At 62.6% G+C, this 6,358-nt stretch carries 5 protein-coding genes; 3 read left to right on the top strand and 2 right to left on the bottom strand.

Going from position 1 to position 6,358, the window contains the following annotated elements; all coding sequences use genetic code 11:
* Positions 1-1,257, top strand: a 1,257-nt coding sequence (locus A5697_RS06850; protein ID WP_231971995.1) for an amidohydrolase family protein, incomplete at its 5' end; no start/stop codon positions are given.
* A gap of 267 nt (positions 1,258-1,524) precedes the next feature.
* On the opposite strand, the gene A5697_RS06845 is transcribed toward A5697_RS06850, so the two are convergent.
* A complete protein-coding gene (locus tag A5697_RS06845) occupies positions 1,525-2,100 on the bottom strand; it encodes a PaaI family thioesterase (RefSeq protein ID WP_068009101.1) in 576 nt (191 codons plus the stop codon).
* Between the two features lie 302 nt (positions 2,101-2,402).
* Here A5697_RS06845 and A5697_RS06840 point away from each other — a divergent pair, with 302 nt between their 5' ends.
* Positions 2,403-3,077 (top strand): PadR family transcriptional regulator, encoded by a 675-nt coding sequence (locus tag A5697_RS06840; RefSeq protein ID WP_067752631.1) that lies wholly within the window; start codon positions 2,403-2,405, stop codon positions 3,075-3,077.
* On the opposite strand, the gene A5697_RS06835 is transcribed toward A5697_RS06840, so the two are convergent.
* Entirely contained in the window at positions 3,074-4,777 is a 1,704-nt protein-coding gene (locus tag A5697_RS06835; protein WP_197500939.1) for a 3-ketosteroid-delta-1-dehydrogenase, read from the bottom strand. The genes A5697_RS06840 and A5697_RS06835 overlap by 4 nt on opposite strands.
* Before the next feature lie 103 nt (positions 4,778-4,880).
* On the opposite strand from A5697_RS06835, the gene A5697_RS06830 reads away from it, so the two are divergent.
* A complete protein-coding gene (locus A5697_RS06830; protein WP_068009095.1) occupies positions 4,881-6,023 on the top strand; it encodes a Rieske 2Fe-2S domain-containing protein in 1,143 nt (380 codons plus the stop codon).
* Positions 6,024-6,358 lie beyond the last annotated feature (335 nt).

Genomic DNA, 6,358 nt, shown 5'->3' with positions numbered 1-6,358 from the left:
ACCCCGTCCCGCTACACTGTCATTTCTGCGGATACCCACGCCGGCGCCGACCTCCTCGAATACAAGCCGTACCTCCCGAAGGCGTTCCACGACGACTTCGACGCGTGGGCCACGACGTATGCCAGTCCTTTCGATGACTTGATCATCGCTACCGCAAAGCGCAACTGGGACCATGAGTTGCGTATTTCCGAGATGGACGCTGACGGGGTTGCGGCAGAGCTGTTGCTGCCCAACACTGTTCCTCCCTTCTTTCCGACGTCTCCCAACATCACCATCTCGTTGCCCCAGAACCGAGCAGAGTTCGAACACCGCTGGGCGGGCGTGCAGGCGCACAACCGATGGCAGGTCGATTTTTGTTCGCTGGCACCCGCACGCCGGCGAGGACTGATCCAGGTATTCCCCAACGACGTCGACGCCGCGCTGGACGAAATTCGTTGGGGCAACGAGCAAGGCTGCTTCGGTGGAGTGCTGCTGCCCCCAGTATCGCCGGGCGACCCCAATGTCGCCCCGCTGTTCCACACTCGGTATGAGCCGATTTGGCAGTTGTGCAGCGAACTGGATCTGACGATCGTGCAGCACGGCGGTCCGGGAAGTCCGGCAATGCCCATGGATCAGCCGGCATCCAACGCCGTGCTCATCACGGAAATGGCGCTGTGGGCCCAGCGCAGCCTGGGCCATCTCATCCTGGCCGGGGTTTTCGAGCGTTACCCCACGCTACGGTTCGCCCCTACAGAGCAGGGCACACTGTGGGTACAGCAGCAACTGATGACGCTCGATGCGATGGTCCCGACGATGAAGTCCGAAGCCGGCAACCGCACGTACGGCATGTTCGGTGGTTCCTCGGTCGATGGGCTTACCCTCACGCCGAGTCAGTACGCCCAGCGGAACTGCTACCTGGCCAGCGAATTGGCGCCCTTTGAATCAGTGATGATTAATTTCATGGGTGCAGACCACATTCTATGGGGAAGCGACTATCCGCACGAGGAGGGCTTCACTCCTCAATCCAGGCTGGCCATCCGGTGGGCGCTACAGAACAGATCGGAAAGCGAGTGCCGAAAAATTTTGGCGGAGAACGCGGCCCGGCTGTACCGATTCGACCTCGATGCACTGGCGCCGATTGCAGCCGAGATCGGGCCGACCGTGGCTGAAGTGCATACCCCCCTTGAGGACACCGGGTACCGTGCCCCGGCCGCGTTCGGCTACCGCCCCTTCGAGGGGGGACTCGCGTTGAAGCGCCTCGCTCCCCAACGCCGGTAATCGCGCCCTGATACGAGAGTCTCCAAAAGCCGGTTCATAAAGTTGCCCGGGGTTAGGCCCCCGGCCACTGAAGAGAGCGGTCTTCCACAGCGCGCTGTTCAGACGCACCCCAGTGCTTGACTCAAGCGCAACTTTTCAGGCCTTATGCGGTGGTTTGTTTCGTCAGATCCGCGGTCAGAGATGATGATGGGGGCAGCCCGGCTCGGCACTTTCCAACACTCGATGTCTGGGATGGGTCGTAGGCGTGCTCTATCGGCGATGTTTTGCTTACTCCCGCGGATGAATGAAAACCCCTTCTGCTGAAACGGTTACGCCATCGCTGTCGCTGAGCTGTCCAGCGGCGAAGGTCTTGACCCCTTCGACGCGGTCGACCCAGGCCTCGGCGCGAAGAGGCTTTCGTAGCGAGGTTCCTCGGTGGTAGCGCAGGGTCAGCGTCCCGGTGTAGGCCGGCCGCCCTGGCTTGTGGGCGGTAGCGCCCAGTACATGGTCCAACACCATCGCGCAGACACCGCCGTGCACGTAACCCGCCGGTCCTTCATAGGCTGCACCGAGGACGAGTTCCGACCAAACCAATCCGTTTCCCTCGTGAATCACGAGTGGGGGAGCCAACGGGTTGCGGACTCCGATCACCGCATTACCTGAGGCCGCGTTTTGCCCGTCGGCGCGGGTGCGCTCGCCGAACGATCCAGGTATCTGCTCGGCGCTCAGTCGGCCTGTGATTGCGTCGATCTCGGCCGTTGTGGAGGCAATAGCGTTGGGCTCCAACTCCGTTCGGATTGTTGCGTCGATTAGTTTGCGAACGGAAATGGCCAGTAGCTCGTATGTAGACGAGGGGTCAGTCATCGGTATACCCAAATCCCCGGTGTCGGCGGTGTCGCTGGCAAGGTCTTCGCCCTCACGGACAGCGAACCGCGAGCCGGGGCGCGTCGTCCCCTAGGCGTGGCACGCCGATTGTTGGCGTTGCAGCGGACGTGGTGCGGGCCGCACGCTGCAGAACGGGGGACGCTGCGCATGGGGTCGACGCTTGGTGACTTCGGTGGTCATCGACTAACAAGCGTGAATTGAGCGGTCGCGGTCCGGAAGGTGGCGTCCCGTCCAGCGGGCATAGCACAGGGACATCTCGGCTGTGCTGTTAATCTGGCAAAATGGCCGAGCCCAGCGATAAGCCGGTGAAGTCGGCACTTGCCGCCACCAGTTGGGCGTTGCTGGGCATGCTCTCTTATGAAGAGGAAGTCTCCGGCTACGACCTGAAAAAATGGATCGACTGGAGCGTTGACCTCTACTACTGGAGCCCGTCGAACAGCCAGATCTATACCGAGCTGAAGAAGCTCCAAAGCTTGGGGCTGGTGACATCACGCATCGAACGTGACGAGGGCACCCGCAGCCGCCGGCTCTACAAGATCACCGCGGCCGGGTTGGATGCCGTCACCGACTGGACCAACAATGCCCCGGTGGATCCGCCGGTGCTCAAACATAGCGTGCTGATGCGCGTGACGTTCGGTCATCTGACGACCCCCGCTCGGCTCAAGGAAATGTTGCAGGACCACGTGGCCTACGCCGAAGCCAGGCATCGCAAAGCTGTCGAGGACGCCGAAGGCGCCGAGGACGAGCCGGCTTGGGCCTACTCAGTGCTCGCGCTGCGGTGGGCGGCCAAGTACTACGCCGCCGAGCGCGAGTTTGCGCTGGAACTGATGAAGGAAATCGACGAGGCCGACGGCTCCATGCAGAAGGCGAAAGGCGGATCGGGCAAATTGCGCCCCACGCCCGGGTACTGGCGTGAGGTGGAAAAGCAGGTCCAAGCCAAGCGCCGAGACGACTAACCGCCACCGGCGGCGTCTCTGGCGGCGATGTAGCCGTATACCAACCCTTGGGCGATCGTCGCGCCCGCGCCGGGATATGTGGCTCCGAACGCGTTGGCGGCGGTGTTACCGATGGCGTACAACCCGGTGATGACAGCGCCGTCTTCGCGCAGCACCCGTGCCCGCTCGTCGGCCTTGAGTCCACCGCAGGTACCCAGGTCGCTGAGCACCATCTTCACAGCGTAGAACGGGCCCTTGGTCAACGGTCGCAGATTGGGATTCGGCGTTATCGTCGGGTCACCGTAGTAGCGGTCATAGGCGCTGCGGCCGCGACCGAAGTCGGGATCCTCGCCAAAAGCAGCGCTTTCGTTGAAGCGCGTCATCGTCTGGTTGAACGGTGATGTGGGAGCGCCGATCCGAGCGCCGAGTTCGCGCAGGCTGTCGGCGCGCACCGCGATGCCCGCGTCATACCAGGTCTGCGGAATGGGCATCCGCGGAAACAGTTCGGCGCCAAAGACATAGCTGTTGCGGTATTGCTGATCGAAGATGATCCACATTGCTTCTACCGGTTGCCCGGACTGCTCGAGTTCCAGCAATCGCTGACCGAACGACATGTAGTCGGCCGACTCGTTGGCGAATCGATGCCCATTTTGGTTGACGATGAGGCAGCCCGGAAGTGATCGCTCTGCGAGCATGACCGCGGGCGCCTTGCCCGGCAGCGGCGCGATCGCGGGAAACCACCAAGCCTGGTCCATCAGATCGATGTCTGCGCCGAGTTCTTGGGCGACGCGGATCCCCTCGCCGGTATTTGAGTCGGCGCCCAGGCTGACGTTGGGGTCGAGTGACTCGGACTGAAATTTCCAGCGCATCTCCATGCAGTGGTCAAAGCCGCCGGTGGCCAGCACCACCCCGTGCCTGGCCGTGATGGTCACTTCACGGCCACCATGGCCGACAACCGCACCGCTGACGCGGTCGTCGTCGCCGACCAGACGCAGCAAGGTGGTGTCGGTCCACACCGGGATCTGAGCGCGCAACACACCGGCGAAGAGGGCGGCTGCCAGGGCTTGGCCGCCCGCGGCGTAGTGCCGGCCAAGCAGGCGGCCACCCAGACCCTGGGCCACTCGCTTCGCGAGGGTCGGAATTCCCTTGCGCGGCACCCGCGCAACCAGGTTGAGCCAACGATAATCCGCCCCCGTTGTCGGGATAGAGAAACCGGACTCCATGACCCCGGGCCGCAGCCGGCCGCGATATTCGCCCAGGACGGCAGTGTCTAGGGGCCGGCACTCGCAGGTACGCCCAGCTGCGCTGCCGCCGGGCTCTTCGGGGTGGTAGTCGGAGTATTCCCGGGCCCAGAACAACCGCATCGGAGTCGTACGCTCCAGCAGCTCGACGGTCGCGGAGAGATGTGTCAAAAATCCCGCGGAACGCGGAGGTGGGGCTGAGCCCGCAACAACGGAGTCAAGATAGGTAGCGGCGCGCTCGGCGGTGTCGTTGGCACCGGCCCGCTGCAGCACTGGGCCCGCGGGCAGCCACAGCGCGCCACCGGAACGTGCCGTCGAACCACCCACGTACGAGGACTTCTCGACGATCAGCACGGAGAGCCCCCGGTCGTGGGCGGCGAGTGCTGCGGCCATGCCGGTTCCCGAACCGATCACGAGTAGGTCCACCGTCGTGTCGGACACGGGAAGTCCAGCAGGAATCGTCGTGCTGTGCGTTGTCACGCCTGGTAACGGTAAGCGGCCGGGCCGCTTGGCGGGAAGAGGCGTCCTGATCAGTGGAACACGTGCCCTCCACCTGCCGGTCAGTCGGAGTTGAATGGCGCCCATGAATTCGCAGTCCGAAGCCGGCGAAGTTCGGCTGATCGAGGCCGATGCTGCGCCAACTCGATTCGCCCGCGGCTGGCATTGCCTAGGTCTGATCAAAGACTTCAGTGACGGCAAGCCGCACGCAATCAATGCTTTCGGCCAGAAGCTGGTGGTATTTCGCGGCGGTGATGGACAGGTCAATGTCCTCGACGGCTACTGCCGCCACATGGGAGGTGACCTGTCGCAAGGTGAGGTCAAGGGCAACGAGGTGGCGTGCCCGTTCCATGACTGGCGCTGGGGTGGTGACGGACGCTGCAAGCTGGTGCCCTACAGCAAACGCACACCCAAGCTGGCCCGCACCCAAGCGTGGACCACCCTGCAGCAGGACGGCATGCTCTTTGTGTGGAACGATCCCGAGCGCAAACCGCCCCCACCTGAGGTCGCGATCCCGCGTATCGAGGGCGCCGCTAGCGACGAGTGGACCGATTGGCACTGGTACACGACGGTCGTGAACACAAACTGCCGCGAAATCATCGACAACGTCGTGGACATGGCCCACTTCTTCTATATCCACGGGTCCCTGCCGACCCATTTCAAGAACATCTTCGAAGGGCACGTGGCTACCCAGTACATGAACAGTGCGGGCCGACCCGACCTGGGTGGCACAGAAGGTCCTCAGTTGCTCGGCACAACATCGGTGGCGTCTTACTATGGACCATCATTCATGGTCGACGACCTGACTTATCACTACGCGGATGGTGACCACCACACCGTCTTGATCAATTGTCATTACCCAGTTGACGCGAATTCCTTTGTGCTGCAGTACGGCATCATCGTCAAGAAATCCGAGGCGCTACCCGATGATGTCGCAGTGCAGACTGCGGTCGCCCTGGGCGACTTCGTCAAACTCGGTTTCGAACAAGATGTGCAGATCTGGCGGCACAAGGCGCGCATCGATAATCCGCTCTTGGTCGAAGAAGACGGCCCGGTTTACCAACTACGTCGATGGTACGAACAGTTCTACGTCGATGTCGCCGATGTCCAACCGGATATGGTGGACCGCTTCGAGTTTGAGCTCGACACCACCCGTCCGTACGAGGCCTGGATGAAGGTGGTCGAGTCCAATATCGCTGCGCAGGCTACCGCCAAAGACTCGGTGTGATGACGGTGGCTTCGCTTGTGAGAGAGGACGAGCGCCTCGCCGACATGCCCATGATGTCCGTGGCATGTCGGCGCTGTCGAGCGCGAGTGCACGTCCGTAAAAGCAGCTGGAACCAGACGAGCGTGCAGTGGACAGCCTCGGCCCTGGCCTGCTGTGAGGAGCGTTCCGCTGCTGCACAATTAGCGCCATATGGACGTTGTGATCTGTTCCTGTCATGCTCGGCTCTGACTGAGTCGATCACGGATGCCGTGCGTGCCGGCACGCTTACGATCGTCGATGGAAGCGCCGGAACGTCGGCATGACGGCCGGGCCTCGCAACTCTTGGCCGAGGATCC

This window comes from Mycobacterium sp. E3251, from assembly GCF_001666835.1.
Classification (GTDB): Bacteria; Actinomycetota; Actinomycetes; order Mycobacteriales; family Mycobacteriaceae; genus Mycobacterium.
Note: the sequence above shows the minus strand (reverse complement) of the source record. Positions and strands in the feature narration are given on the sequence as shown.

Coding starts and splice junctions, on each gene's coding strand:
- A5697_RS06840 (WP_067752631.1), top strand. CDS start 2,403: ATGGCCGAGCCCAGCGATAAGCCGGTGAAGTCGGCACTTGCCGCCACC.
- A5697_RS06845 (WP_068009101.1), bottom strand. CDS start 2,100: ATGACTGACCCCTCGTCTACATACGAGCTACTGGCCATTTCCGTTCGC.
- A5697_RS06830 (WP_068009095.1), top strand. CDS start 4,881: ATGAATTCGCAGTCCGAAGCCGGCGAAGTTCGGCTGATCGAGGCCGAT.